22 protein-coding genes and 2 pseudogenes are annotated in these 23,656 nt (G+C 59.8%); 6 read left to right on the forward strand and 18 right to left on the reverse strand.

Features of this window, described 5'->3' with window-relative positions:
• Positions 1-127: 127 nt before the first annotated feature.
• The 9 genes from JFV26_RS08535 to JFV26_RS08575 all read right to left on the reverse strand — a co-directional run bounded on the left by JFV26_RS08535 (position 128) and on the right by JFV26_RS08575 (position 7,379).
• On the reverse strand, positions 128-733 hold the full coding sequence (locus JFV26_RS08535) for an START domain-containing protein (protein ID WP_201191450.1): 606 nt from the start codon (positions 731-733) through the stop codon (positions 128-130).
• A gap of 42 nt (positions 734-775) precedes the next feature.
• Complete coding sequence (locus JFV26_RS08540) at positions 776-1,030, reverse strand: YkgJ family cysteine cluster protein (protein WP_201191452.1); 255 nt, start codon at positions 1,028-1,030, stop codon at positions 776-778.
• A 166-nt stretch (positions 1,031-1,196) separates the two neighbouring features.
• Positions 1,197-1,670 carry a translation initiation factor 2 gene (locus JFV26_RS08545; RefSeq protein ID WP_201191453.1) on the reverse strand — a complete coding sequence of 158 codons (474 nt, stop codon included), beginning with the start codon at positions 1,668-1,670 and terminating at the stop codon, positions 1,197-1,199.
• A gap of 90 nt (positions 1,671-1,760) precedes the next feature.
• A complete protein-coding gene (locus JFV26_RS08550) occupies positions 1,761-3,200 on the reverse strand; it encodes an aminotransferase-like domain-containing protein (RefSeq protein ID WP_201191455.1) in 1,440 nt (479 codons plus the stop codon).
• A 344-nt stretch (positions 3,201-3,544) separates the two neighbouring features.
• Complete coding sequence (locus tag JFV26_RS08555) at positions 3,545-4,357, reverse strand: OmpA family protein (protein WP_201191457.1); 813 nt, start codon at positions 4,355-4,357, stop codon at positions 3,545-3,547.
• Positions 4,354-4,710: a DUF4398 domain-containing protein gene (locus JFV26_RS08560; protein WP_201191459.1), complete on the reverse strand. Its 357-nt coding sequence runs from the start codon at positions 4,708-4,710 to the stop codon at positions 4,354-4,356. The genes JFV26_RS08555 and JFV26_RS08560 overlap by 4 nt, the downstream gene beginning before the upstream one ends.
• A gap of 9 nt (positions 4,711-4,719) precedes the next feature.
• Positions 4,720-5,556 carry a substrate-binding periplasmic protein gene (locus JFV26_RS08565; protein WP_201191460.1) on the reverse strand — a complete coding sequence of 279 codons (837 nt, stop codon included), beginning with the start codon at positions 5,554-5,556 and terminating at the stop codon, positions 4,720-4,722.
• A 126-nt stretch (positions 5,557-5,682) separates the two neighbouring features.
• Positions 5,683-6,627, reverse strand: coding sequence for an electron transfer flavoprotein subunit alpha/FixB family protein (locus tag JFV26_RS08570; RefSeq protein WP_201191461.1), 945 nt, complete (start codon positions 6,625-6,627; stop codon positions 5,683-5,685).
• 2 nt (positions 6,628-6,629) lie between these two features.
• Positions 6,630-7,379 carry an electron transfer flavoprotein subunit beta/FixA family protein gene (locus JFV26_RS08575; RefSeq protein ID WP_201191463.1) on the reverse strand — a complete coding sequence of 250 codons (750 nt, stop codon included), beginning with the start codon at positions 7,377-7,379 and terminating at the stop codon, positions 6,630-6,632.
• Between the two features lie 547 nt (positions 7,380-7,926).
• Here JFV26_RS08575 and JFV26_RS08580 point away from each other — a divergent pair.
• Positions 7,927-9,591, forward strand: coding sequence for a 4Fe-4S dicluster domain-containing protein (locus JFV26_RS08580; protein WP_201191464.1), 1,665 nt, complete (start codon positions 7,927-7,929; stop codon positions 9,589-9,591).
• 185 nt (positions 9,592-9,776) lie between these two features.
• Here the strand turns inward: JFV26_RS08580 and JFV26_RS08585 are convergent, their stop codons facing one another.
• On the reverse strand, positions 9,777-10,667 hold the full coding sequence (locus JFV26_RS08585) for an AraC family transcriptional regulator (protein ID WP_201191465.1): 891 nt from the start codon (positions 10,665-10,667) through the stop codon (positions 9,777-9,779).
• A gap of 192 nt (positions 10,668-10,859) precedes the next feature.
• Here JFV26_RS08585 and JFV26_RS08590 point away from each other — a divergent pair, with 192 nt between their 5' ends.
• Complete coding sequence (locus tag JFV26_RS08590; RefSeq protein WP_201191467.1) at positions 10,860-11,912, forward strand: NAD(P)-dependent alcohol dehydrogenase; 1,053 nt, start codon at positions 10,860-10,862, stop codon at positions 11,910-11,912.
• Positions 11,913-11,927: 15 nt separating this feature from the next.
• On the opposite strand, the gene JFV26_RS08595 is transcribed toward JFV26_RS08590, so the two are convergent.
• The 6 genes and pseudogenes from JFV26_RS08595 to JFV26_RS08620 form a co-directional block, all read right to left on the reverse strand.
• The gene (locus JFV26_RS08595; protein WP_201191469.1) at positions 11,928-12,731 is read right to left on the reverse strand and encodes an IclR family transcriptional regulator; all 804 of its coding nucleotides are present in this window, start codon (positions 12,729-12,731) and stop codon (positions 11,928-11,930) included.
• Positions 12,732-12,791: 60 nt separating this feature from the next.
• Positions 12,792-14,101: pseudogene (locus tag JFV26_RS08600) on the reverse strand (MFS transporter).
• Positions 14,102-14,275: 174 nt separating this feature from the next.
• The gene (gene dgoD, locus JFV26_RS08605) at positions 14,276-15,424 is read right to left on the reverse strand and encodes a galactonate dehydratase (RefSeq protein WP_008152275.1); all 1,149 of its coding nucleotides are present in this window, start codon (positions 15,422-15,424) and stop codon (positions 14,276-14,278) included.
• A gap of 46 nt (positions 15,425-15,470) precedes the next feature.
• Complete coding sequence (locus JFV26_RS08610; RefSeq protein WP_201191470.1) at positions 15,471-16,091, reverse strand: 2-dehydro-3-deoxy-6-phosphogalactonate aldolase; 621 nt, start codon at positions 16,089-16,091, stop codon at positions 15,471-15,473.
• Between the two features lie 19 nt (positions 16,092-16,110).
• On the reverse strand, positions 16,111-17,103 hold the full coding sequence (locus JFV26_RS08615; RefSeq protein WP_201191472.1) for a 2-dehydro-3-deoxygalactonokinase: 993 nt from the start codon (positions 17,101-17,103) through the stop codon (positions 16,111-16,113).
• A 194-nt stretch (positions 17,104-17,297) separates the two neighbouring features.
• A complete protein-coding gene (locus JFV26_RS08620; protein ID WP_201191474.1) occupies positions 17,298-17,780 on the reverse strand; it encodes a GNAT family N-acetyltransferase in 483 nt (160 codons plus the stop codon).
• Positions 17,781-18,068: 288 nt separating this feature from the next.
• Between JFV26_RS08620 and JFV26_RS08625 the strand changes: the two genes are divergently transcribed.
• From JFV26_RS08625 to JFV26_RS08640, 4 genes are all read left to right on the forward strand, one after another.
• Complete coding sequence (locus JFV26_RS08625) at positions 18,069-18,746, forward strand: HD domain-containing protein (RefSeq protein ID WP_201191475.1); 678 nt, start codon at positions 18,069-18,071, stop codon at positions 18,744-18,746.
• An 88-nt stretch (positions 18,747-18,834) separates the two neighbouring features.
• A complete protein-coding gene (locus JFV26_RS08630) occupies positions 18,835-20,097 on the forward strand; it encodes an MFS transporter (RefSeq protein ID WP_201191477.1) in 1,263 nt (420 codons plus the stop codon).
• 26 nt (positions 20,098-20,123) lie between these two features.
• Complete coding sequence (locus JFV26_RS08635) at positions 20,124-20,459, forward strand: hypothetical protein (RefSeq protein WP_201191478.1); 336 nt, start codon at positions 20,124-20,126, stop codon at positions 20,457-20,459.
• A 53-nt stretch (positions 20,460-20,512) separates the two neighbouring features.
• Positions 20,513-20,767 (forward strand): hypothetical protein, encoded by a 255-nt coding sequence (locus JFV26_RS08640; RefSeq protein ID WP_201191480.1) that lies wholly within the window; start codon positions 20,513-20,515, stop codon positions 20,765-20,767.
• A 394-nt stretch (positions 20,768-21,161) separates the two neighbouring features.
• Here JFV26_RS08640 and JFV26_RS08645 read toward each other — a convergent pair.
• Positions 21,162-22,090: pseudogene (locus JFV26_RS08645) on the reverse strand (PfkB family carbohydrate kinase).
• On the reverse strand, positions 22,083-23,549 hold the full coding sequence (locus JFV26_RS08650) for a purine-cytosine permease family protein (protein WP_201191481.1): 1,467 nt from the start codon (positions 23,547-23,549) through the stop codon (positions 22,083-22,085). The pseudogene JFV26_RS08645 and the gene JFV26_RS08650 overlap by 8 nt, the downstream one beginning before the upstream one ends.
• Positions 23,550-23,656: the final 107 nt, after the last annotated feature.

Here is a 23,656-nt window from a genome sequence, read left to right on the forward strand (position 1 = left end):
TTGCTGTACCTGGCCCACCGCCTTCGCGAGCAGGCTCGCTCCCACAGGGATTGCACTTGACCGGCACTCTGCACCCCAAACAAAAACGCCCCGAACTAGTCGGGGCGTTCTCGAAAGCGCGGCGTAGTTATTTCTCGGCGCGTTCTTTCAGGGCTTTCAAGGTGTTAAACGGGGCATCGACCACGAACTTGTTAGCGATCATCGACGGCACACTGCCACCCGGCTCGGTGTGCACCTGATAGGTCACTTCGACCTGATCACCCTTGGGCACGAACTTCCAGAAGCCGTCGACCTTGGTGACCCGCACAAAGCCTTTTTCCTCAGGAATGTACTTCGGCACGCCTTCAAGTTTGCGGGTCAGGCTGCCATCGGCGCCTTCGATGGTGGTGACGTGCAACACCGAATCACGCGCGGTCACTGGCCATGGGGTGTTGAACTGGGTATAGGTCCAACTCTGGTCGCCTTCGTGCTTCAGCAACTTCTGGGCTTTGCACTCGTGAATCCAGGTGCAGGCTCCCGCCACGTCTTCCTGGAGCGCACGCAGTTTGGCGACGGTGGTCTTCATCAGGGTCACGCCCTGATAGGCCTTGTAATCGGAGCCGGCCACCTCACTCAGGGACACCTTGATGCCGTCTTCGTTTTTGGCGACTTTCCAATCGTCGGCCCGGGCGGCCGAGGTGGCCAGCAGAACAGTCAAACCACACAGCACAGCAATACGATGCAGCGAACCCATAGTTTTATTCCTTATTGTTGAAGTTCCGTTCGTTTGAACACATCACGCGGCCGTCATTTGCTCCCACCAGCCAATCAACCGGATGGCTTCTTCACTGCTGCTTCCGCAGACCTCGACATCGGCTTCGAAGGCCGAACAGACTGCCGGGCGCTCTGCCTGGCCGAAAATATTGCACAGGTTTTCGACAGACAGTTGTACACAACGTTCTCCGGCGGCTTTGCCATCTGGCATGCCGGGAATCGCTGAGCTGATGGAAGGGGCAATACAGCAGGCGCCACAGCCTTCACGGCATTTCATGACGACAAGCACCTCGCGACGGGCAATATGTAAAAGGGACGTGGCACAGAGTAACCGCTAAAACGACTGTTTAAAATTACCTGGGCCGCGGTTTTTTCGCTCAAGCGAACGTGACTGAGCAGTCTCCGACGAAGTGTCTGGCCTGCGGCTTACAGATGGACATGATTTACTGCTTGAACTCGAACTCCAGCGCCGCACCTTCAACGTCTCGCCGCTCTTCGTTGCGCAGTTGCAGCTGCATTTCGTTGCTGATCAGACGACCATTGAGTTGGAACTGGCTGGTCTTGTCGCCGAACATTTGCGGCAGTACCCCGTCGTGTTTGGGCAACGGCACGGTACCGGAGGGCTTGAGCTGTTCGACCATGTGCTGAGGCAAGCTCAAGTCGAGACTGACGGGAGGCAGTTGGGTTTTCACCACTTCACTGGCCGGCTTGGACTTGGAAGCAATCGGCGGGCGTTTCTTTATCGGGGCGGCTTTCTTTTTGACCGGAGCCATTTTTTTGGTCGCAACCGGCTTCTTCGTCGTTGTCTGGGTGGTGTGGGTGGCCGGGTTTTCCTGAGCAGCCGCCATGACACCTTCCGGCAACACAGTCATCAACAGGCAAATCGACAGCCCGACGGCAGTAAAAATCGGTTTCATGGACCCAACGACGCTAACGGCAGAGGGCCATATGCTCGCTTGTTGGAAGCGACATGACAAGCGCGGGCAGTGGATGTCCTGCCCGCGAAATCAAAAACCGCTGGCCGTCTCCTGACAGAGTTGAGTCGCGAGCAGGCCAAGGGTCATCAATGCACGCTCGGCCTCGCGGTTCCAGGGTGTGCCACAGTTCAGGCGAATGCAGTGATTGAACTGCTCCGTATTACTGAAAATCAGCCCCGGCGCAATACTGATGCCTTGCTGCAGTGCGCGCACATGCAACTCCTGAGTGTTGACCCGTCCCGGCAGGCTGACCCACAGAATGAAGCCTCCCGTTGGCCGGCTCATCTGCGTGCCTTCAGGGAAGTATTGCTGCACCGCCAACTGGAAAGCGCTGAGGTTTTTGCGGTACTCCTGACGGATATAGCGCAAATGCCGATCGTAGCCACCGTTTTCCAGGTACGCCGCGATGCCCATCTGCGTGACACTGCACGCCGAATGGGTGCTGAATGTTTGCAAACGCTGGATTTCCTGCTGGAACTTGCCGGCAATCATCCAGCCGATCCGCACCCCCGGCGACAGGGTTTTGGAGAAGCTTGAGCAATAGATCACCCGATCCAAACGGTCGTAAGCCTTGAGCGCTTTGGTACGGCCCTGCTCAAACATCAATTCGCCGTAGATATCGTCTTCGACGATCTGGATGTCGAAATCCGAGGCCAGGCGCAGCAATTGCTTCTGGCGCTCTTCGGGCATGGTGCCGCCCAACGGATTACTCAGGCGAGTGGTCAACACCAAGGCCTTGATCGACCATTGGTTGGCCGCCAGTTGCAATGCTTCCAGGCTCATGCCGGTGGCGGGATCGCTGGGGATTTCGATGACTTTGAGCCCGAGCAGGTCGGCCAGTTGCAGCAGTCCGTAATACGTCGGGGACTCGGCGGCGATCAGGTCGCCCGGCCGGGTCAGGACCCGAAGCGACATCTGCAAGGCATCGACGCAACCGTGGGTGATCACCACTTCAGACGGATCGACCACCACGCCGGCATCGCGCATGCGGATCGCGACCTGACGGCGCAACGGTTCGAAACCGGGGCTGAACATGTAGCTGAACGCCCGCGGACTATGAAATCGAGTGACCTTGGCCAACTGCTGATGCAGCGCCCGCACCGGCAAATAGTCGACGCTCGGCACAGCAGCGCCCAGAGGGAAGACGCCCTCGCGGCGGGACTCGACCAATACTTGCTGAATGATGCTGCTGCGGGTAACCAGGCCAGGCCGTTCGACCCGGGCAATGTCGGGGGTAGGCGCGGTCAGGGCCGGGGTCTGGTGCACGTAATAACCGGACTGCGGCCGGGCGCGGATCAGGCCCTGGTCTTCGAGGTTGGCGTAAGCCTGCAATACCGTTGCATGGCTGACATTGAGCTGCGAGCTCATCTTGCGCACCGAAGGCACGCGTTCCCCCGGTTGGTAGACACCACGGCGGATGTCCTCGGCCAGTTGCTGAGCAATACGTTGGTAGAGCAAAAGATTGGTCATGACGCAGCACTCGATTTCACGGGCATTTTATTCTTGTGTGAAACAATACCGGAACAGTTTAGAAGTGTACGGGGACAGTTGCCACAATAGTCGACCGTACAGTGCAGTGTCAGTAAAATCTGTACTGCTTTGCGAAGCAATTGGCAGGCGCAAAAAAACCCGGCGCTGACTGACAGGCCGGGTTGTAGCCGCTGCGTAGGAGCTGCGTAGGAGCTGTCGAGTGAAACGAGGCTGCGATCTTTTTACGTTCACTTGAGCCTCAAGCGAAAGATCAAAAGATCGCAGCCTCGTTTCACTCGACAGCTCCTACAGGATTAACGGACAGCGCAATTGCGATGCAGCCCTTATCGGGCGGCGCCGAGCTGGCCTTTTTCGTCGGAGAACACAATTTCCACCCGACGGTTCTGCGCGCGACCGCGCTCAGTGGCGTTCACGTCTACCGGGTATTCATCGCCGTAGCCTTCGACCTGAATGCGTTTGTCTTCGATGCCCAGGTCCATCAGCACATCTGCCACCGATTGCGCACGGTCGCGGGACAGCTTGAGATTGTCCTGCTTGCCGCCGGTGCTGTCGGTGTAGCCTTCGATTCGCACCACGCGCTTGGGATTGAGCTGCAGGAACTGAACGATCTTCAGCACCACACGGTTCGCCGAGTTCTTCAACTCTGCTTCGCCGGTGTCAAACAATACGTCGCCCAAGGTCATTACCAGCCCGCGATCGGTCTGGGTGGTGGCCAGCGCCACGATCTGTTCTTCCAGCCACTTGCCCTGCTGCTGCACGCTGAGCAATTTGGATTCGCGCAGAGCCAGTTGTAGCCGCTGACGCTCCAGTTCGAGTTTCGCAGCCTGCTCCTCGTTGAGCACCTGATTGGTGTGTTCGCGAGCAATTTCGCTGTAGCGCTGGCTCAGATACGCGTAATGCACCACGTCGTAACCGCTGCCCCAGTAGGTTGACAGACGATCGGCCCGAGCCAGGGACTCGCCGGCGCGGATGACGTCCTTGGGCGCGATACGCAGCACGTTGGAATCTTCCTTGACCTTCTGGAAGTCCGCACCCGCCTGCTGCAACGCGACGTCGCTGTGCTGACCGGCGCAGCCATACAGGCTGGCGCAGCCTGCCAGGATCAAACCACCGATTGCTTTGGTCTTGAGGCTCATTGGGCATCTCCCAGTTGCTTGCGCAGACGAGCGATGCGGGTATTGAGTACGTCCAACTGCTCCTGGCTCTTGAGGGTCAGGACCTTGGCTTCGGCCAGGCGCGCGTCCAGTTCGGCTTGTTCGGCCCGCATCCGCGCATTTCTGAAGGACTGGTCAGTCATGTTGCCCTTGGCACGGTTGAACTTGTCTTCGGCCAGTTTCAGTTCTGGCACATCGTCAACAGTGGCGCCAACGGCTTTGGCTTGTTCGAGTGCCTGTTCGGTCAGGCGTATTTGTTCATTCGGCGCCGGATCGGCTGCACAACCCGCCAGAGCCAGAACGGCCAGGGCAGCGAAAAGAGGTCGAATACTCACTAAAAATCCCTACTGTTTTGGGGTACTGGCCGGTTGTGGCTGCAGTTGCTGTTGTTGCGCCTTCCAGCGCTCGATATTGCGTTGCAGCACGGCTTCCGTCAGTCCGGACGCGGGCAATTCTGTCATCTTTTTGGCCAGCTGTCCGCGCAACCAAGGATCGTTGCAGGCGGAGTTATGGGAAACCGCGAGGTACAGGCCAGGTTTATCGATGGGTTGCGGGTACGCCTGCAAGTCGTTGGCCATGCCCAGTGCCTGCGCGGCGGCCATGCCCGAGTAGCGCCCGGCGAGTACATATTCCACCTCACCCAACAGCAGTGTCTGAAAGGCTTGAGTCAGGTTTGGAGTGTGGACGAGAGTCAATTGCTGCTCGGCGAAAGTGCCAAATTCCTGGGTCAATCGAGCCTTTTGCGACACGGCGCCGGGATGTCCGTGCAGGTCTTTCGCCTCGCGATACGCCAGAGCCGAGCCCTTGCGAGTCCATACCAGGTAGTCGTTTTCCAGCAGCGGCGGATGGATGTAATCCAGGGTTTCCAGCTCATTGAGCGTCAACGGTGCGTCCGCCAGCATGTCCATGCGCCCGCTGCGCACTTCGTCCAGGGCCTGGGAGCGTTTACCGGCATAGAGCATTTCGATCTTGATGCCCAACTCCCCAGCCACTTGTTGCAACAAATCGGCACTGGCGCCGATCAAGTGCTTGGGGTTTTGCGGGTCTTGCCACAGGTACGGCGGTGCATCCGGGCTGCCGGTGACCACCAGGCGCTCGCACTTGCCGGCGGCGGCGGTTAGCCCCGGCAAAACCGCCAACCCCATCAGCAATGACCAGCCACATAGGCGACGCAGATCCATGGCAACACTCTCCCACTCAAACCCGGTTATTTAGCCTGCAGGAACTGGTAGGAGCTGTGTAGCGCCTACGGAGGAACAAAAAAACCCGACCAAAAGGTCGGGCTCTTTATAAGTCAAGCGGCTGGATTAGACCAGTTTCTCGAACTCAGGGATGGCTTCGAACAGGTCCGCCACCAGGCCGTAATCGGCCACCTGGAAGATTGGCGCTTCTTCGTCCTTGTTGATCGCAACGATCACCTTGGAGTCTTTCATGCCGGCCAGGTGCTGGATCGCGCCGGAGATACCGACCGCGATGTACAGCTGTGGAGCAACGATCTTGCCGGTTTGGCCGACCTGCATGTCGTTGGGTACGAAACCTGCGTCGACCGCGGCGCGGGAAGCGCCGACTGCCGCGCCCAGCTTGTCGGCCAGGGCGTACAGGTGTTTGAAGTTGTCGCCGTTCTGCATGCCGCGACCGCCGGAAACGACGATTTTGGCAGCGGTCAGTTCAGGCCGATCGGACTTGGCCAGTTCTTCGCCAACGAAGCTGGAAATGCCAGCGTCGTGAGCAGCAGCAACCGCTTCAACCGAAGCCGAACCACCTTCAGCTGCAACCGGGTCGAAACCGGTAGCACGCACGGTGATGACTTTCACCGAAGCGCTGGACTGAACGGTAGCGATGGCGTTACCCGCGTAGATCGGGCGCTTGAAGGTGTCAGCGCTTTCGACCGAGATGATCTCGGAGATCTGGTCAACATCCAGGGTCGCGGCAACGCGCGGCAAGATGTTTTTACCGTTGGAAGTCGCGGCAGCCAGGATGTGGCTGTAGCTCTTGCCCCCGCCTTCTTGGGTGAGAGCAGCTACCAGCGGCGCTACGTTTTCCGGCAACTGGTGAGCGTAGGCGGCGTTGTCGGCCACCAGCACTTTAGCCACGCCAGCAATTTTCGCTGCGGCTTCAGCCACGGCGCCAACGCCCTGGCCAGCAACCAGAACGTGGATGTCACCACCGATTTTGGCGGCAGCGGCAACGGTGTTCAGCGTGGCCGGGGCCACTACTTTGTTGTCGTGTTCAGCGATTACCAAGATAGTCATGATTAGATTACCTTCGCTTCGTTTTTCAGTTTCTCGACCAGTTCAGCCACCGACTTGACCTTGATACCCGCGCTGCGTGCAGCCGGCGCTTCGACTTTCACGGTCTTGTTGGTGGAGGCGGTGGAAACGCCCAAAGCTTCAGGAGTCAGCACTTCGAGAGGCTTCTTCTTGGCTTTCATGATGTTTGGCAGGGACGCGTAGCGCGGCTCGTTCAAACGCAGGTCGGTGGTGACGATGGCCGGCAGTTTCAGGGAAACGGTCTGCGCGCCGCCGTCGACTTCGCGGGTCACGGCAACGCTGTCGCCGGACACTTCGACTTTCGAAGCGAAGGTGCCCTGACCGTAGCCGCTCAATGCAGCGAGCATCTGGCCAGTCTGGTTGTTGTCGCTGTCGATGGCCTGTTTGCCGAGGATCACCAGCTGAGGCTGTTCCTTGTCGACAACCGCTTTCAACAGTTTGGCAACGGCCAGGGACGTCAGATCTTCAGCGGATTCGACGAGGATGGCGCGGTCGGCACCCAGAGCCAGCGCGGTGCGCAGTTGCTCTTGAGCGGTGGACGGGCCGATGGAGACGACGACGATTTCAGTCGCAACACCTTTCTCTTTCAGGCGTACGGCTTCTTCCACGGCGATTTCGCAGAACGGGTTCATCGACATCTTCACGTTAGCGAGGTCGACGCCGGAATTGTCCGCCTTGACGCGAACCTTGACGTTGTAATCCACAACGCGTTTGACAGCTACAAGAACCTTCATGGATTCCTCGTTACTCTCCGGTGAAAAGAAAGTCGCCTAGGCGAACCTGGCGGTTGATGCTCGTGGGCGCAAGGGCACCTCTAAAAACGCTGGCATCTGAACGGGGTGACACTGCCCAAAGCGAATGACGACCGTTCGTCAGTGGTGACTGACGAGTCATTCATTACCGCGGCGTGTAAACTGCGCGCCGAATAATCGCTGCGCATCACCTTGTACTGCCATCGCCCTGTCTTTAGAGGTGCTCTTGAAACCAACAGTCAGCCTACGGCGAGCGCAAAACCGCCCGTATATTGACCGGAACACCTATTCCGGTCAATACGGCAAAATGGCCAGTCATAAGCCGCGTTACTTTGATTTCTCTGGCCTGGAGCCAATTCAAACAAACGTTTGTATTGGACGCTAGGAGTGGTGTAGATATAATGCGCCACCTAGAGAGAAAGGTGGTTCATCGATTGTCCACTTCCGGCATTGCGCTGGGGTTCATGGATGCGACACCAAACCTCCATATTAGAAAAAAAACTGTTGAGCCTTGAGTAGGAGATAACCTGTGGAACGCGAATACATGGAATTCGACGTGGTCATCGTCGGTGCCGGCCCCGCGGGTCTTTCCGCCGCTTGCCGCTTGAAGCAGAAGGCCGCCGAAGCCGGTAAGGAAATCAGCGTCTGCGTGGTCGAAAAAGGCTCCGAAGTCGGTGCGCACATCCTGTCTGGTGCGGTGTTCGAACCCCGCGCCCTGAACGAATTGTTCCCGGACTGGAAAGAACTCGGCGCGCCGCTGAACACGCCCGTCACCCGCGATGACATCTTCGTTCTCAAGAACGCCGACAGCGCGCAAAAAATTCCAGACCTCTTTGTGCCCAAGACCATGCACAACGAAGGCAACTACATCATCTCCCTGGGCAACCTGTGCCGCTGGCTGGCCCAGCAGGCCGAGAACCTGGGCGTGGAAATCTACCCGGGCTTCGCCGCTCAGGAAGCGCTGTTCGATGAAAACGGCGTAGTCCGCGGGATCATCACCGGCGATCTGGGTGTTGACCGCGAAGGTCATCCGAAAGAAGGCCTGTACACCCCGGGCATGGAGCTGCGTGGCAAGTACACGCTGTTCGCCGAAGGTTGCCGTGGTCACATCGGCAAGCAACTGATCAAGCGTTTCAACCTCGACAGCGATGCCGACGCCCAGCACTACGGCATCGGCCTGAAAGAAATCTGGGAAATCGACCCGGCCAAGCACCAGCCAGGCCTGGTAGTCCACACCGCCGGTTGGCCGCTGGACATCATGGGCACCGAAAACACCGGGGGCTCGTTCCTCTATCACCTGGAAAACAACCAGGTGGTGGTCGGTCTGATCGTCGATCTGTCCTACAGCAACACTTACTTGTCGCCTTTCGATGAATTCCAGCGCCTCAAGCATCACCCGGTGCTCAAGCAGTACCTGGAAGGCGGCAAACGCATCAGTTACGGCGCTCGCGCGATTGCCAAGGGCGGCCTGAACTCGCTGCCGAAAATGGTCTTCAAGGGCGGCGCGCTGATCGGTTGCGACCTCGGCACCCTGAACTTTGCCAAGATCAAAGGCAGCCACACCGCGATGAAGTCCGGCATGCTCGCCGCTGAATCGGTGGCCGAGGCGCTGTTCGCCGACAAGGACGGCACCGAAGAGCTGACCACTTACGTCGACGCGTTCAAGAAGAGCTGGCTCTACGACGAACTGTTCGCCAGCCGCAACTTCGGCCCGGCGATCCACAAGTTCGGCGCGATCGTTGGCGGCGGCTTCAACTGGCTCGACCAGAACATCTTCGGTGGCAAACTGCCGTTCACCTTGCACGACACCAAGCCGGATTACGCGTGCCTGAAGCTCGCGGCGGACTGCAAGAAGATCGACTACCCGAAACCGGACGGCAAGATCAGCTTCGACAAACTCAGCTCGGTGTTCATCTCCGGTACCAACCACGAAGAAGAACAGCCTTGCCACCTGAAGCTGACCGACCCGAGTATCCCGATCAGCAAGAACCTGCCGCTGTACGATGAGCCCGCCCAGCGTTACTGCCCGGCCGGCGTGTACGAAGTGGTCACCAAGGAAGATGGCGAGAAGCGCTTCCAGATCAACGCCCAGAACTGCGTTCACTGCAAGACCTGCGACATCAAGGACCCTTCGCAGAACATCACCTGGGTGGCCCCGGAAGGCTCTGGCGGCCCGACTTACCCGAACATGTAAGCCGAACGCTTGAACATCAAGGCTCCCGAATGGGGGCCTTTTTGTTGCCCGGTATTCAGGAATCACCACAGCCCAATCGTAGGAGCAAAGCTTGCTCGCAATAGCGGTGGGTCAGGCGACGACAATTATGGATGACATACCGCTATCGCGAGCAAGCTTTGCTCCTACAGAAAGTCGTCGGTGTATCAGGCCGCGCGTTCATCTCCAGGATTACGCTCAAAGTAGCGCTTGTACTCGCGACTGAACTGCGACGTACTCTGATACCCCACCCGATGCGCGACCTGCGCCACGCCCAACCCTTGCGACATCAACAACTGCTGCGCCTTGAGCAACCGCAGGCGCTTGAGATACTGCACCGGCGACAACAACGTGCTGCGTTTGAAATGCTCATGAAAGGTCGACGCACTCATGTTCGCGCAACTGGCCAGCGTCTCGACATTCAACGGCTCGGTGAAATGCCCGTGCAGGTGGTTGAGTGAAGCCGCGATGCGAGCAAACTGCCCCTGTTGCTCCACCAATGCGCGCAATACATCAGCCTGCGGACCGCGCAATGCCACAAACAACAATTCACGCAAACGCGCCTGCCCCATGATCTGGCATTCCAGCGGATCGTGCAGGCAGCGCAACAACCGCTCCACGCAACCGCGCATGCCGTCATCGAGCACCGTCGAGGTCATGGATTCCAGTGTCTGCGCAGGAATGTTACGCCCCGACACCAGCCCCATGGCCAACACCAATTCGCCGAGCAATATCCGGTCGATGGCGATGGAAATCCCCAGCATCGGCCCCTCCGGCGCGGCAAAGGTTTCGCACTCGAACGGCACCGGCAGCGCCTGAATCAGATAATGGCCGGCGCCGTACTCCAGCGTGCGCGGCCCCAAATACGCCAGTTTGCTGCCCTGGACGATGATGACCAGGCTCGGCTCATAGATCTGCGGGCCACGAGCCACGTCACGACTGGCGCGCAACACCTGCACACCCGACAACGCCGTAGGAGCGAAGCCATCGCGAGTGGTCAGCGGTTGGAGCAGTGAAACCAACGTGGCATTGGCATCGAGATGACGGGTCAACAACATGGGCAGCTCATCACAGAAAAAGTCATGGAAATCGGCATGAAAACATCATCGCAGGTCTGACAGCCAATGCGACCAATCCCAGGCATATGCCGGAGGAATAGGCATGACACCCGGAGGAATCGCCATGGCCGCACCCAGGCACCGCGCCCAGAATGGCCCACCTCACCTGTCACTGCTTTTGCGAGGCTCCTCATGTACACCGCTATCGGATACGCCGCCCAATCGGCCACCACTCCCCTCGCCCCGGTAAAATTCGAACGCCGCAGCCCTCGGGCCGACGACGTGGCGATCGAGATTCTCTACTGCGGCGTCTGCCACTCCGACATCCACCAGGCACGTAACGAGTGGGGCATTGCCGTTTACCCGCTGATGCCTGGCCACGAGATCGTGGGTAAAGTGACCGCCGTCGGTACGAACGTGACCAAGCACAAAATCGGCGATCTGGTCGGCGTCGGTTGCATGGTCGATTCCTGCCGCAGCTGCGAAGCCTGCCAATCCAATCTCGAGCAATATTGCCTCGAAGGCCCGACCATGACCTACGCCACCCCGGACCGGGTCGATGGCAGCAACACCATGGGCGGCTACTGCGACAGCATCGTGGTCAGCGAGCACTTCGTGGTGCGCATCCCGGAAAAACTCGACCTCGCCAGCGCCGCGCCGATCCTCTGCGCCGGCATCACCACTTACTCGCCGCTCAAGCACTACGGCGTGAAAGCAGGCGACAAGGTCGGGATTCTCGGCATGGGCGGCCTCGGTCACATGGGCATCAAGTTCGCCAAGGCCATGGGCGCTGAAGTGACGTTGTTCACCCGTTCGGCGAGCAAGGCTGAAGAAGCCCGTCGCCAGGGCGCGGACCACGTGATCGTGTCTACCGATGCTGAACAGATGAAAGCCGCCGCCGGGCATTTCAACTTCCTGCTGGACACCATTCCGGTGCAGCACGACCTCAACCCCTACCTCGATACGCTGCGTTTCGACGGCGTGCACATTCTGGTGGGCTTGATCGAACCGGTCGATCCGCCGGTCCACGCGGCCAAACTGGTGTTGGGCCGTCGGGTACTCGCCGGTTCGCTGATCGGTGGCGTCGCCGAAACCCAGGAAGTGCTGGATTTCTGTGCCGAGCACAACATCACCTGCGACATCGAAATGCTCAACATCCATCAGATCAACGAAGCGTTCACCCGCATGATTGCCGGTGATGTGAAGTACCGCTTCGTGATCGACATGGCGACGCTCAAGGTCTGATCAGACTTTAGCGGCTCATACCTTCAAGCCAAGCTCCGCCGAAAGCCGAGCAGTGACCCCTTTGATCAGGGGAATCAGCTCGGCCATTTTTTCCAGCGGCATGTACGGCACGGTGCTGGCGATGCTGATACCGGCAACGATACGCTTGCTGGCATCACGGATCGGCGCTGCCACGCAGCGGATCGACGGTTCGTTGTCTTCCAGATCGAACGCGTAACCGCCCGCCACATATTCGACCATGCGCTGCTGAAATTGCTCCCAGGACTGCTCCGGGTGCTGCGGCCAGAACTGACTTTTCCCACCGGCTGGCAGGCTGACTTCGTATAGCCGTTTCCAGTCTTCCTGCGTGTCATCGAGCATCAGCGCCTTGCCGATCCCGGTGCGCGCCAATGGCATACGATGGCCAACCCGCGAACGCATTTCCGGGCCATTGCGCCCCGGATTCTTGTGCAGGTAGAGCACCTCGTCACCCTCGCGGATCGCCAAGTGAACGGTATCGCCGGTCAATGCCGACAACTCATCCAGGTACGGCCCGGCCAATGTCACCAGCGGCAGTTCTTCGCGCGCCTGAAAACCCAGTTCGATCAGCTTCGGCCCCAGCAAATAACCGACTTGCGGGACCACGCGCAGGTAACGCTCGTCCACCAGGCAACTGGCCAGACGATGGGTGGTGCTGCGCGTGGTGCCGATCAGCCGGGCGATTTCCTTGAGATCGCGGGCACCACTGGCCACGGCCTGAACCACACCCAAACCACGAAGCAGTGTCTGGGTGCCGGTCGGCGCGGCGTCCTTGGCGATTTTTGGGGCGTCTTCCTGCATATCCAGCCTTTACCGTTGAGCGAGTGAACGGGCGGCATTATGGTCGCCCGACGGCTGCGACTACAACTTGATACGCTCGACCTTGCCGACCAGCAGCACGTAGGAAAGCGCACCAATCAATGCGAGAACCGCGATATAGGTAATCGCCGGGGCAAACGAATCACCGGTAGCGAGGAAACCGATGACAATCGGCGTGGTAATCGCCGACAGGTTGCCGATGAAATTGAACACCCCGCCGGTCAATCCGAGCAAACGTGCCGGGGCCAGGGTCGAGACCAACGACCAGGTGATCGAGGCCAGTCCGTTGCCGAAAAATGCCAACGCCAGAAAGGCAATCACCAACGGCGTCGAGTCGACAAAATTGGCGCCGATGATCGAGGTGGAAATCAGCAATCCGCCAATGATCGGCAGCTTGCGAGCGAAGCCGACGGTGCAGCCGCGACGGATCAAAAATCCGAGAAGAACCCCGAACACAGCACGCCGACAAACGCCGCGAGAAACGGCAGCGACGCCAGCAAGCCAGACTTGATGAAGTCCATGCCGCGATATTTCACCAGGTAGGTCGGGAACCACGTCAGAAAAAACCACAACGTAGAGTTGAGGCAGAACTGGCCGAGGTAAATGCCCCACAGCTTGCGCTTGCTCAGGACAATCCCCAGGTCGGTCCAACTGAATTTGGCTTTGACTTTGGCTTGTTCAGCCTGGATGTCCACCAGCCCGCCGCCCTCGCGGATCAAGTCGATTTCAGCGTCGTTGGCGCCTTTGAAATCCCGTGGTTCGCGATACACCGCATACCAGATCAGCGCCCAAATGATGCCGAGCACGCCGGTGCTGACAAACACCATGTGCCAGCCGTATTGATGTTGCAGCCAGGCCAGTACCGGCGTGAGAAACGCCAACCCGACAAACTGCCCGGAGGTGTAGAAGCCAATGGCCGTGGCGCGCTCGCGTTCCGGGAACCAGGTGGTGACCACACGGCTGTTGATCGGATAGGCCGGGGCTTCCAGTGCGCCGACCGCCATGCGCAGTACAAACAGTGCGATGAAGCTGGCAGCGAAACCGAGCATCACCGTGGCCAGCGACCACAACAGCAGCGCGACGCTGTAGAGAATTCTCGGTGGCACGCGATCCACCAGCCAGCCGCCGGGGATCTGCATGGCGGCGTAGGTCCAGCCGAAAGCGGAAAAAATCAGGCCAACATGGATCGGGTCGATGCCCAGTTCACTGGTCAGCGCCGGGGCGGCAATCGACAGGTTGCTGCGGTCCAGGTAGTTGATCACCACCGTGATAAACAGCAGCACCATAATGAAAAAACGCTTGCGACTGGGCGTCACCAACGTCGCCTGCCCGGTGAAGGTTTGCGGTTGCATGGGGTGTGCCTCTTCTTATGTTTATTGAGGTCAATGGGGCGCAACGTAACCCTGTAGGAGCAAGGCTTGCCCGCGATGGGGCCCGCCCAATCGACCTCACACTCAACGGTGCCAGTACTGACGCCATCGCGGGCAAGCCTTGCTCCTACAGGGGGCGTGGGAGTCAGGAGGAACTCACCACTCGGCAAAACTGCCATCGGCATGGCGCCAGATAGGGTTGCGCCAGCGGTGGCCGACTGCCGCGCGTTCGATGACGTACTCTTCGTTGATCTCGATCCCCAGGCCCGGGCCGTTCGGGATTTTCACGAAGCCTTTGTCATAGTCGAACACCCGCGGATCCTTGACGTAATCCAGCAGGTCGTTGCTCTCGTTGTAGTGAATGCCCAGGCTCTGCTCCTGAATGAACGCGTTGTAGCAAACCGCGTCCAGTTGCAGGCACGCCGCCAGCGCAATCGGGCCCAGCGGACAATGCAGCGCCAGCGCCACATCGTAGGCTTCGGCCATGTTGGCGATCTTGCGGGTCTCGGTGATACCGCCGGCGTGGGACGCATCGGGTTGGATGATGTCGACGTAGCCTTCGCTGAGCACCCGCTTGAAATCCCAACGGGAGAACAACCGCTCACCGAGGGCAATCGGGGTGCTGGTCAGCGGTGCCAGTTCCTTCAGCGCTTCGTAGTTTTCGCTGAGCACCGGCTCTTCGATGAACATCAGTTTGTACGGATCAAGTTCCTTCATCAGCACCTTGGCCATGGGTTTGTGAACCCGGCCATGGAAGTCGACGCCGATGCCGACGTTCGGGCCGACCGCGTCACGCACGGCGGCGACGTTGGCCAGGGCCAGATCGACTTTCTCGAAGGAGTCGAGGAATTGCAGCTCTTCAGTGCCGTTCATTTTCACCGCGGTGAAACCGCGTTCGACCGCTTCTTTCGCTGCACGAGCGGTGTCTGCCGGGCGGTCGCCACCGATCCACGAATACACGCGAATCTTGTCGCGCACCTGTCCACCCAGTAAATCGCTGACCGAGACGCCCAAGGCTTTGCCCTTGATGTCCCACAACGCCTGATCGATGCCGGCCAGTGCGCTCATGTGGATCGCGCCGCCCCGGTAGAAGCCGCCGCGGTAGAGCACGGTCCAGATATCTTCGATATTGCGGGGGTCTTTGCCGATCAGGTAGTCGGACAATTCCTCGACGGCAGCCGCGACGGTATGGGCGCGGCCCTCGACCACGGGTTCGCCCCAACCGGTCACGCCCTCGTCGGTTTCAACCTTGAGGAAGCACCAGCGCGGCGGGACGATGAAGGTGGTCAGTTTGGTGATTTTCATCTTTTGCCTCTCTTATTAGATGCAGCGCGCTCGGCGCCAAAAAGTCTTAACGCAGAGCGTTCCATGCAGCGACGTAGGCCTTGGCGTTCACCGCCACCTCTTCAGGCGTCATGCCCGGTTTGAACAACCCGGAACCCAGACCAAAGCCTTTGACGCCAGCGTCGATAAACACCTGCATGTTGTCCGCAGTGATCCCGCCGACCGGCGCCAGAATGGTTCCGGCCGGCAACACCGCGAGCCAGGCTTTCACAACCGCGGGCCCCATCTGCTCGGCCGGGAACATCTTCAGCACATCCGCGCCTTCGGCCAGTGCAGCGAAGGCTTCAGTCGGCGTCGCCACACCCGGCGACAGATAGAGCCCCGCCGCTTTCGCTGCGCGCAATACCTTCGGATCGCTATGAGGCATGACGATCACCTGGCCGCCCGCCGCTTTCACCTGTTCGACCTGTTCCGGCGTCAGCACCGTGCCCGCGCCGATCAGGCAATCGGCAGGCAAGGCACTGCGCAGGATGCGGATACTTTCGTACGGCTCCGGGGAATTAAGCGGCACTTCGATGACGCGAAATCCGGCGGCATACAGGACGTTTCCGATGGCAGCCGCCTCTTGCGGACGCAGGCCGCGCAGGATCGCGATCAGGCCGTTTTGCGCCAGGGCTTGCTTGAGCATGTCAGACCTCCAGTCAGGTTTAACGGGATGGGTTGTGTTTGATCAGTCCGGCGGCAACCGCCAGTTGCCACAACCCGCGCTCGGTGGCCTGTTCGGCCAGGGTCACCTGGGCAAAACCGCAGGAGTCGAGGGCCCGGCTGTAGCGGGCACAGAGTTGTGAGTTACCAATGAGGATGATCGACGGCAGGTGCATGCTGTTGCGACGGCGCCGCTGAACGCTGGCCAGGGCCGACAGCTCATGGCCGATCAGCAGGCCGGACAGATAATCAGGCTGGGCCGTGGCACTGAGTTCACCGGTCAACCCGAGGCTGCGTGCGCTGAACAGCGTCGACAACGGCCCGATTTCGCCATCCGCCGACAACGCCACCTGTACGCCACGGTCAAAAGCCTGGCCATCGAAAGACGCGCCCTGTTGCTGGGTGCGTCCGAGAATGCTGTGTTCGCTGAGCACGGCGAAGACTTCGCCGGTCATGAAGGTGTCGAAATGAACGATGCAGCCGTCGGCCACTTCCACCCATTTCGAATGGCTGCCCGGCAAACCGATCAACAGATCGTTGCCCGCCCCACTCGGCAGATTCTGCAACACGCCAAGGATCTGGGTTTCCTCGCCGCGCATCACATTCGGCAGGCGCGAACGCTGAATCACACCCGGCACGATGTGCACATCGACCCCGCGAAGACTGCGAACGGTTTGCAGGGACGTTCCGAGATTGGCTACGTTTGCCGGCGTGTCGCAGTAGTCCGCTTCGCGCCACCCCTGGGCGCTGCCGACCATGCCGCAGGCAATCACCGGCAAGTGCGGCTGGGCGTCGAGCCAGTCACCGCAAGCCGAATCGAAGGCCAATTCAAAACCGTCAGTGCATTCCTGACCGTTGATGATTCGCGGCGTGCGCGGTAGCTGCATGATGCCGGACGACAGCGAACGCTGTTCCAGCACCTGGCCACCCGCGGCGAGTTTGTAAGCACGTAATGAGGTTGTCCCCCAATCGAGCGCGATCAATTGCGCCAGCATCGCTTCACCTGTTTTGTTTTTGGCAGTGAGTGAGCTGGACTATAAACCCGGACGCGCTGAAATCTCAATATATAAATATCACTCCCATATTATGGGATTAAGATAAAAAAGATCGCAGCCTTCGGCAGCTCCTGCATTGACCCTGTGTAAACCCGATCTGTAGGAGCTGCCGAAGGCTGCGATCTTTAAAAGGATCAATTGCCCTCGGCAAACTCCCGCAACACCGTCCCATCCATCCGATACCGCACCCACTCTTCCTGAGGTTGCGCACCGAGGGATTTGTAGAAGTCGATGGCTGGTTTGTTCCAGTCCAGCACGCTCCATTCAAAACGCCCGCAGTCGTTGGCGCAGGCGATTTTTGCCAAGTGGCGCAGCAAGGTTTTACCGGCGCCGCCACCGCGTTGTTCGGGGGTGATGTAGAGGTCTTCGAGGTACAGGCAATTGCTGCCGAGCCAGGTGGAATAGCTGAAGAAGAACACCGCGAAGCCAATCGCCAAGCCGTCCCGCAGGCAGATCAGGCCGTGGGCGGTGGCGCCTTCGCTGAACAGGCTGCGTTCGATGTCGGCAACGCTGGCGATGACTTCGTGGCGGGCACGTTCGTAGTCGGCCAGTTCAGTGATGAACGCGAGAATTTGCGGTGCATCGCTGGGGGTCGCCGGGCGGATCTCGATCGTCATGGACGTGCCTTGTCAGAAGTTGAAAACGCCATACTAAGGCGCAGCGCGACACTCGTCACATGGCAAAGCAAAAAGTATCCTGTAATCCTTCACGCGACCGTGTAGCAGCTGGCGAAGCCTGCGTTCGGTTCGGGCCGCGTTTGGACGCAGCAGTCGTAAAGTCAGACGACGCGGTGCATCTGGATGACCGTATGCACAGGATTTACGACTGCTGCGCAGCCGAACGCAGGCTTCGCCAGCTGCTACACGGTCGCGTCGCCACAAGAGTTACTGCCTAAAAGGATGTTTATGACCGCCGCCGCTTTCGCCCCACTGCAAACCCTCGCCGAGACACTGTTGCCCCACGCGCTGGAACCTTCGGAGGACGGCGCCCACGACCTGTCGCACTTGCAGCGGGTGTGGCACAACGCATGCGTGCTTCATGCGCAAGAAGGCGGGAATCTTGAAGTGCTGCTGGCGGCGGTGCTGCTGCACGATTGCGTGGCGGTGGAAAAGAACTCGCCCCTGCGTTCCCAGGCGTCTCGATTGGCCGCGGAAAAAGCCGCAACGCTACTGACGACACTGGATTGGCCCAACGCAAAAATCGCCGCCGTCACCCACGCCATCGAAGCCCACAGTTTTTCCGCCAATATCGCCCCGACCACCCTCGAAGCGAAAATAGTGCAGGACGCCGACCGACTCGATTCCCTCGGTATGCTCGGCGTCGCCAGAACGTTCTATATCGCCGGGCGCATGGGTAGTGCGCTGTACGACCCGCAAGACCCGGAAGCCAAAGCGCGGGACTACGACGACAAGCGCTTTTGCCTCGACCATTTCCAGACCAAGCTGCTGCACCTGGCGGACGGTTTCCAGACGACCACCGGCCAACACCTGGCGCAGATTCGCCATCAACGACTCAAGGGCTTCATGGAACTGTTCAAGGAAGAAATCGGCGTCTGCGGAACCCCTTACTCCGGTCCGCGCTAACCCTGAAATCGGCAACCTCGGACCTAACATCGGCGACTTGCATGGTAGATAGATAAAGCGCTCATTTATCCGGTCAAGGAACCGCCTCATGTCTACCGTCCCACCCCAGGTCTCAAGCAAGTTGTTCGGCCTGTTTTGCCTTGCCAGTTACCTGCTGTCGCTGTCCTATGGTGCGACGTTTTTGCTCTCGCTGTTGATCGGTTCCCAGGGTGGCAATGAACATGACGCCGGCAGCGTGATTTCGGCGGCAATGCTCAGCACCTTTGCAGCGGTGATTGTCTCCGGGCACCTGTCGGACCGGCTCGGCGCAGCGCGTTCGATTGCCCTGTTCGGTCTCTTGCTGGTGGTGGCGAGCCTGGGCTTCGCGCTGACACCAGGCTTCGGCAATCTGCTGCTGTTTTTCGGTCTGTTGCTGGGCCTGGGCTGGGGCGTGTTCTACGCCTTGGGGCCAATCATTGTGGCGAGCCTGGTCACGCCGTCCCAACGAGCCAAATACTTTGCGTTGCTGTCGGGCAGCATGATGACCGGCATTGGCAGCGGCCCGTTGCTCGGTCGCGCCGCCAGTGCGTTGGGCTATCCGGTGACAGCGGCGTTTTACCTGGCAGCGCTGGCCAGCCTGGTCGGTGTCGTGCTGTTCTGGCGATTGGATTCGCACCTGAAAAAAGCCCACACCAACCCGACAGCGGTGTCACGAATTTCCTGGGGCGCCGCACAGCAAGTACTGTCCTCCAAAGCGCTGTTTCCTATCATCATGGTCGGCCTCGGCGGCTGCGTCTTTGGCGGGCTGTCGAGTTTCCAGACCAGCTATGCGGCGACGCGCGCACTGGATTACTCGCTGTTCTTTTTCGGGTTTATGGGCGCTGCCATCAGCAGCCGCATGCTGATCGCCGGCTTCGTGGTCAAGCGTGATCCATTGCGCGCATCCTGCCTGTTGTCGGGGCTGATGATGGGTTCGATCCTGATGTTCGGCTTCGTGGTCGACAGCAGCTTCACTTACCTGCTGGCGGCGGTGGTGCTCGGGGTCGGTTACGGCCTGACCTATTCGGTGATCAACGGCCTGGCAGCAAACGAAGCGCCGACCGGCACCACTGCGCAAGCCTTGCTGCTGTTCAGCCTGTCGTACTTTATCGGCGTGTTCGGCTTTCCGCTGCTGGCCGGGAAGATCATCGTCGAGCACGGGATGGCGAGATTATTGTTTACGCTTTTGCTGATTGCCGCGTTGAACTGGCTGATCACGGTGGGCCGGCTGCTTTGGCGTCGGGTTACACGCGCCAAAGCGCTGCAGCAAGCCTGGACCGTTCGTCATTCATCAGGCACCAATCCAGATCGAGGGCGGACCAACATCAGGTAAGGACTCTAATAATTGGAGACGACACCATGATCATGTCCCGGCTGACCGCCCTCGCTCTCGCTGCCCTGCTGTCCTCTACGGCCTTCGCTGCCACCATGGCCTCCGGCACCGGCCCGACCGACCCGGTCGAAAAACCCAAAGCCCCGGCCATCCAGGGTGCCCCGGGCATGAACACCAACGGCTCGGGCATCGACAGCAGTTTGCCGCCAGCCACGGGCACTGATCCGCGACTCCAGGGCAGCGATGCCGGCCGTCAAGGCGGGATGAACATGCCGGACACCCAGATACCCGATAACGCCGGCAGCGGCAGCGGCTCGAAAACCACCACCGGTGGTTCGGGCTCTGAAGGTGCCGGCCAATAGAGCGCCGACGCGAGTACCGCAATACCCTATCCACATCCATGAAAGAGGTCACCATGAACGTCGATAAAAACCTGGAAAAAGAAGTCCTGACCCGTCTGCTGCACGCCCACCCGAGCGGTTTGGGCAAGGAGGTCCTGGACAATTACCGGGGGGAGAAAGTCGTGGCCAGTACCCTCGCCACTTTGCAAGATCGCGGACTGATCCACCATGGTCATGTGACCTGTAACGAGGCTGGCGAGCATTCGCTGAGCCTGCCGATCAAACTCAGCGCGGCGGGAGTTGAAGCGGCGCGCAAGCTGGACGTTTAACCGCAGCACGATCAACAGCTCGCAGCCTTCGCCAGCGCCTGCACGGTTTTGCCATACCCGGAGCTGCCGCGGGCTGCGATCTTTTAAACATTCGTGAAGCCAGGAGAAATCCCATGCCTCGTGGAAGCAAAGACACCGAGTAAAAGCGCAAGGCCGAACACATTGAGGACAGCTACGAACACAAAGGTGTTCCGAAGGATGAAGCCGAAGCCCGGGCGAAGAAGATTCCGGGACGGTCGGGGATGCGTAAACAGGCATTGATTGAGGCGTTGCGCAAGGCTGGCTGAGGGTCAAAATTGATGGTGCATTTGGAGGCCCCATCGCGGGCAAGCCTTGCTCCTACAGGGGGTCGCACGCACCTGTAGGAGCAAGGCTTGCCCGCGATGGCGATACATCAGTCGGCCAAGGTTTGACTGATCAACGCATCCACTTCAGCAGCCCCCGGCGAAGTCGCCGGCCCCCACCGAGTCACGGCTAACGCAGCCGCCGCATTCGCCCGCCGCGCCGCCTCCACCGCCGGCAACCCTTGCGCCAACCCGGCCACAAACACCCCGGCATGGGCATCCCCGGCGCCGTTGCTGTCCACCGCATCAACCTTGAACCCTGGCACATGCCGGCACTCACCGCGCTGACGAATCCAGCACCCTTGTGGCCCATCACGCACCACCATCAAAACATCGGCCGGCAGGTGATCGACCAACCGATCCAATGCCTCGGCGATGTTGGGTGCCCCGGTAAACTTCAGCGCCTCGACGCCGTTGCTGGTCCACAAATCGATCCGCGCCAGCAAGGCTTGCATCAAGGGTTCATCCGGCGAATCCACCAACGGACCCGGATCGAACACCACGTTGATCCCGTTCGGCAAACCCAGCACCCACTCCACCAACGCCTGGGCCTTACCGCCATGCAGCAGGCTGTAGCCGCTGACGTAGACGTAGTCGCCCGCCTCGGCCGGCACGCTCGCCAGGTCTTCTACGGTCACTTCGCCTTCAGCGCCGATGTAGGAAATGAAACTGCGCTCAGCCGAGGCGTCGGTCACCGCGACACACAATCCGGTATCGCGCTCGGCAGGGTCGGCGATGCCGATCCGAATGCCTTCGGCCTTCATCGCTTCCAGGCCAGGTCGCCAAAACGCCCGGTGCCATGGCGGCCGAGGTAGACCACCGACAAGCCATTACGCTGGGCCGCGGCCATCACGTTGAACCCGCCGCCAGCTTCGAAACTGGCGGACTGAGCCAATACGTCACCGCCCGCCTGCGGCAGTTTATCCACGGCCATGACCAGGTCGATGATGACCTGGCCGGTGTGCAACAACTTAGGCATGAGCGTTCTCAATCAGTGCAGCGCGACGATCCTTGGCCCCGCCGAGTACAAAGTAAATCCCGCCGGCCACCAGGAAGGTCACGATCCAGCCGAGGCCGTTATGGCCCAGCCAGGAGTCGGACAGGACGCCGCGAAACCAGATGTTTTCGGCGGTGGTGCCGATGGTGGTGAAGCTGAAACCCAGCACGATTGCAAATGCCCATGCACCGAAGGCGCGCCACTCGATACCACCGCGATACCAGTAAGCGCTGTTCGGGCTGACGTCCAGCAGGTCTTTGGGGCTGTAGTAATGACGGTGAATCAAGTCGACTACGAAGATCCCGACCCACGCAGTGATTGGCACTGCCAGCAGCGAAATGAAGGTGATGAACGGACCGTAGAAGCTGTCGGCAATCAGCATGAAGTAGATCGAGCCGGCGAAGATCGCAACGATATCAACCACCACTGCATACACGCGCTTGACCTTCAGGCCGAGGGTCAGCGTGGTCAAGCCGGCGGAGTACACCGACAGGTTATTCGACAGCAGCAGCCCGCCGAACGCGGTGATCAGGTACGGCACGGCCATCCAGGTCGGCAGCATGTCGCGAATCGCGATGATCGGATCAGTGGCTTGAGCCAGGTCGTTGTTGCCGACCGACAGCAAGCCACCGAGGGTAATCAATAGCACCAGCGGAATCCCCGCACCGAATGCGGCCGAGGCGACCAGGCGCACGGCTTTGACGCTGCGGTGCTGGTAGCGCGACATGTCCGCGCCTGCGTTGGCCCAACCAATCCCGGTACCGGCCGCCATGGTGCCGACACCGATGATCATTGCGCTCAGCGGTGCCGGCGTGGCGTTGAACACCGCACTCCAGTCGATGGTCGCGCAGAGGAAACCGCCGACCAGAATATTCAGCGCGCCGAACACGTAGGTCGCCCACTTCTGGATCACCAGCAACGTGGCGTGACCGAGGCCTGACACCGACAGGGTCAACAGGACGAAAATCGCGATGAAGATCAACGTCAAGACTGGCGCGCTCTTCGCTTCCACCGGTGAGCCAAACAGGATCGAGCACAAAGACAGCAACACGAAGGCTGCGGTAGTGGTGTTGACTGTTTCCCAACCCAGGCGCGACATCAGCGAGACCACGGTCGGGCCGATGTTGCCGCGCACGCCGAAGATCGCTCGCGACAGGGTCAGGCTCGGTGCACGACCACGACGGCCGGCGATGGAAATGATCCCGACCACCGCGAACGAGCCGGCGGCACCGAGGATCGCGACAATGATTGCCTGCCAGATCGCCAACCCGCGAAAGGCCACGAGGGTCGCGCCCAACGGCAGGCCGAGGATGGAGATGTTGGCGGCGAACCAGACCCAGAACAGTTGCAGCGGATGACCGTTGCACTCACTTTCCGGTACCGGTTCGATACCGCGGGTTTCCAGCTGCCCGGCGCTTGGCCCGGCGTTCGATGAACTCATGTTGGATGCTCCTGTTGCCATTGTTTTGGTTGTGGGCAGACGGATTTCTAAGTGACCTGTGCGACCCCGCGTAGGCGCTGCCGAAGGCTGCGATCTTTTGATCTTGA

Origin of the sequence: Pseudomonas sp. TH31 (assembly GCF_016650815.1) — a bacterium.
Classification (GTDB): Bacteria; Pseudomonadota; Gammaproteobacteria; order Pseudomonadales; family Pseudomonadaceae; genus Aquipseudomonas.

What these genes read in the sequence shown, in the direction of transcription:
- JFV26_RS08590 (WP_201191467.1), top strand. Translation starts at nt 10,860, where the DNA reads ATGTACACCGCTATCGGATACGCCGCCCAATCGGCCACCACTCCCCTC.
- dgoD (WP_008152275.1), bottom strand. Translation starts at nt 15,424, where the DNA reads ATGAAAATCACCAAACTGACCACCTTCATCGTCCCGCCGCGCTGGTGC.
- JFV26_RS08625 (WP_201191475.1), top strand. Translation starts at nt 18,069, where the DNA reads ATGACCGCCGCCGCTTTCGCCCCACTGCAAACCCTCGCCGAGACACTG.
- JFV26_RS08595 (WP_201191469.1), bottom strand. Translation starts at nt 12,731, where the DNA reads ATGCAGGAAGACGCCCCAAAAATCGCCAAGGACGCCGCGCCGACCGGC.
- JFV26_RS08550 (WP_201191455.1), bottom strand. Translation starts at nt 3,200, where the DNA reads ATGACCAATCTTTTGCTCTACCAACGTATTGCTCAGCAACTGGCCGAG.
- JFV26_RS08565 (WP_201191460.1), bottom strand. Translation starts at nt 5,556, where the DNA reads ATGGATCTGCGTCGCCTATGTGGCTGGTCATTGCTGATGGGGTTGGCG.
- JFV26_RS08635 (WP_201191478.1), top strand. Translation starts at nt 20,124, where the DNA reads ATGATCATGTCCCGGCTGACCGCCCTCGCTCTCGCTGCCCTGCTGTCC.
- JFV26_RS08610 (WP_201191470.1), bottom strand. Translation starts at nt 16,091, where the DNA reads ATGCTCAAGCAAGCCCTGGCGCAAAACGGCCTGATCGCGATCCTGCGC.
- JFV26_RS08585 (WP_201191465.1), bottom strand. Translation starts at nt 10,667, where the DNA reads ATGTTGTTGACCCGTCATCTCGATGCCAATGCCACGTTGGTTTCACTG.
- JFV26_RS08630 (WP_201191477.1), top strand. Translation starts at nt 18,835, where the DNA reads ATGTCTACCGTCCCACCCCAGGTCTCAAGCAAGTTGTTCGGCCTGTTT.
- JFV26_RS08615 (WP_201191472.1), bottom strand. Translation starts at nt 17,103, where the DNA reads ATGCTGGCGCAATTGATCGCGCTCGATTGGGGGACAACCTCATTACGT.
- JFV26_RS08640 (WP_201191480.1), top strand. Translation starts at nt 20,513, where the DNA reads ATGAACGTCGATAAAAACCTGGAAAAAGAAGTCCTGACCCGTCTGCTG.
- JFV26_RS08650 (WP_201191481.1), bottom strand. Translation starts at nt 23,549, where the DNA reads ATGAGTTCATCGAACGCCGGGCCAAGCGCCGGGCAGCTGGAAACCCGC.
- JFV26_RS08545 (WP_201191453.1), bottom strand. Translation starts at nt 1,670, where the DNA reads ATGAAACCGATTTTTACTGCCGTCGGGCTGTCGATTTGCCTGTTGATG.
- JFV26_RS08570 (WP_201191461.1), bottom strand. Translation starts at nt 6,627, where the DNA reads ATGACTATCTTGGTAATCGCTGAACACGACAACAAAGTAGTGGCCCCG.
- JFV26_RS08575 (WP_201191463.1), bottom strand. Translation starts at nt 7,379, where the DNA reads ATGAAGGTTCTTGTAGCTGTCAAACGCGTTGTGGATTACAACGTCAAG.
- JFV26_RS08620 (WP_201191474.1), bottom strand. Translation starts at nt 17,780, where the DNA reads ATGACGATCGAGATCCGCCCGGCGACCCCCAGCGATGCACCGCAAATT.
- JFV26_RS08535 (WP_201191450.1), bottom strand. Translation starts at nt 733, where the DNA reads ATGGGTTCGCTGCATCGTATTGCTGTGCTGTGTGGTTTGACTGTTCTG.
- JFV26_RS08555 (WP_201191457.1), bottom strand. Translation starts at nt 4,357, where the DNA reads ATGAGCCTCAAGACCAAAGCAATCGGTGGTTTGATCCTGGCAGGCTGC.
- JFV26_RS08540 (WP_201191452.1), bottom strand. Translation starts at nt 1,030, where the DNA reads ATGAAATGCCGTGAAGGCTGTGGCGCCTGCTGTATTGCCCCTTCCATC.